Genomic DNA, 2,498 nt, shown 5'->3' with positions numbered 1-2,498 from the left:
CCCGTACGGCCCTGAACGTGATCGGTAACGCCCTGGCGGTACTGGTGATCTCCCGTTGGGAAGGCATGTACGACGACGCCAAGGGCGAGCGCTACTGGAACTCGCTGCCGCACTGGCGCAGCAAAGAACCGCTGCCGGCCGGGGAAGTGTCGAACACCTGAAAAAGTGATCCTCAGGTTTTGTGAGCTTCACAAAACCTGAGTGAGCTGGCTTGAATGCGCTGGCATCACTTCGACGTACCTGAAAGACCATACCGTCTGCATCGCGAGCAAGCCCGCTCCCACAGGGACTTCGCTCGCGCAAATCAACAACGGCTGGCCTAACGCCCTTGATCAAAACGGAACGAGGCACCATACGCTGACGCCGGTAAATGACTGGCGCCGTCGGCCCGCAGCCGTGAACGGAACGTACCGCGCTGAGGTTCGGTGCGATACAAGCCACGTTTCTGCAACTCGGGAATAATCAGCTCCACAAAGTCTTCAAGGCTGCCCGGACTGATCAGCGGATTGAGCATGTAGCCGCTGGTACCGCTGATGCGAGCGTGTTCTTCGATCCGGTCTGCCACCTGTTGCGGGGTGCCTACCAGAATCAGGTCACTGCCACGTGTGACGTTGGCAAAGCGCTGTTTGACGTCACCGGCCGTCAGGGGCTTGCCACTCCCATCTGCACGCATCACATAGGACGTCATGCCTTCGGTGTGAGTAGACAGAGCATCACTGTCGGCGTAACGGCTAATGTCGATTCCGGTATCACCCGCATAGCTGACCAGTTGCGCCTGCACGTGGTAATTGCTTTGCAGCTCGTCATATTTGCGCTGAGCTTCGATTTCCGTTTTGGCGGTCACAATACGCAGCACTGTCAGCGACTTTACATCTTCGGCCGGGCGACCGAGCGCCTGGGCCTGGGCCCAGATCTCCTCCAGCCCCTGGCGAATTTCATGAGGGTTGGACTTTGCAATAAAGATCAATTCGGCGTGCTTGGCCGCAAATGCCCGGCCACGGCCTGACCAGCCAGCCTGGATCAGCAGCGGCGTTCGCTGCGGCGACGGGGACGTCAAATGCGGACCCGCCACCCGATAATGTTCGCCCACGTGATTGATCGGCCGAATGCGATCACCACGGGCATAAAGCTGGTGCGCCTTGTCGGCAACCACCGCATCATCGGCCCAGCTACCCTCCCACAGCTTATAGGCCACATCGAGAAACTCTTCCGCCCGCTCATAACGATCGTCGTGCTTGATCATCTGCTCCAGACCGAAGTTTCGAGCGGCACTGGACAGGTATGAAGTGACGATATTCCAGCCTATCCGGCCATCCGTCAGATGGTCCAATGTGCTGAAGCGCCGGGCATGGGTAAAGGGGTGCTCGTAGCTGGTGGTCACCGTGACGCCAAAGGCCAGGTTTTCAGTCACCGCAGCCAGTGCCGGGATGATCATCAGCGGGTCATTTGCCGGTGCTTCCACGGCCCATTTCATGGCCGCCTCGGCATTGCCGCCAAACACATCGTAGAAGCCCAGGACATCTCCGAAAAACAGCATGTCCATGTGCGCCTGATCGGCAATACGCGCCAGGTTTGACCAGTAGCCGAGCGAATTGATGCTCAATCGCTCGTCAGCCGGGTGTGTCCACAGGCTTGGCGCACCACCACAGCCAACACTCGCTTGCTCGTAGAGCGCAAACATCAGAGGTTTTGGATCGGACATCTTGATACCTGAAAAGAATAATTAAAGGGGTGGCGTTACCGTTGATTTATGAACCCTTTGCCGTAGTGGCGCTCGAGGCGGTTCTGCACCAGTTCGAGACCAATCGACATCAACCAATAGATAACGGCGGCGGTGGTGAGCATCTCGATGTAGCGATACGACGAACGCCCATAGGACTGCGCCAGGAACATCACTTCCCAAACCCCCATCACCGAAATCAGTGAAGAGTCCTTGAGCATTGAAATGAACTGGCTGGTGGTCGGCGGCAAAATCGTGCGCATGGCTTGCGGCAGGATGATGTGCAGGAATGTCGCCGTCGGCGATAGCCCTAGCGCCATCGCCGCCAGGCGTTGCCCGGGGGCCACAGCCATGATCCCGGCGCGAAAAATCTCGCTGAGGTAAGCGCCATAATTGAGCGACAAAGCAATGATCCCGGCGCTGATTGCCCCCGGAACAATGCCGATCTGGGGCAGGCCCAGGTAGATCAGCAGGATCTGGATCAGCAGCGGCGTGCCGCGAAAAAATGACGCGTAGAAGCTCGCGATCCCAAAGGCCACGGCGCTGCGTGACAGGCGCGCAAGCGCCGTCACAAAGCCGAGCAGCAAGGACAACCAGATCGAACAAAAGCACAGGAACAACGTCAGTGCCGCGCCTTGCAGGAAACCGTTGGGGCCCAGGTGCAGGCCCATCAGGTTCGGCAATTTATCCAGAATGATCGACAGCTTCAGGTCGAAGCTCATGAAGAACATGACGCACAACGCGAACAGCACCGCCCACGTCAGATAGAGTCGGGTGC

2 protein-coding genes and 1 pseudogene are annotated in these 2,498 nt (G+C 58.2%); 1 reads left to right on the top strand and 2 read right to left on the bottom strand.

Annotation, left to right across the window (positions count from 1 at the left end; all coding sequences use genetic code 11):
• Positions 1 to 161 (top strand): annotated as a pseudogene (locus tag TU76_RS25295) (glutamate/aspartate:proton symporter GltP); the annotation flags it as partial.
• Between the two features lie 158 nt (positions 162 to 319).
• Here TU76_RS25295 and TU76_RS23800 read toward each other — a convergent pair.
• On the bottom strand, positions 320 to 1,702 hold the full coding sequence (locus TU76_RS23800; protein WP_048352609.1) for an LLM class flavin-dependent oxidoreductase: 1,383 nt from the start codon (positions 1,700 to 1,702) through the stop codon (positions 320 to 322).
• Positions 1,703 to 1,737: 35 nt separating this feature from the next.
• Positions 1,738 to 2,498 (bottom strand): amino acid ABC transporter permease (locus TU76_RS23795; protein WP_048352608.1); only part of this gene is annotated, 761 nt, incomplete at its 5' end.

This window comes from Pseudomonas psychrophila (assembly GCF_001043005.1).
GTDB lineage: Bacteria > Pseudomonadota > Gammaproteobacteria > Pseudomonadales > Pseudomonadaceae > Aquipseudomonas > Aquipseudomonas psychrophila.
This window is presented reverse-complemented; position numbering and strand designations above follow the sequence as displayed.

Coding starts and splice junctions, on each gene's coding strand:
- TU76_RS23800 (WP_048352609.1), bottom strand. CDS start 1,702: ATGTCCGATCCAAAACCTCTGATGTTTGCGCTCTACGAGCAAGCGAGT.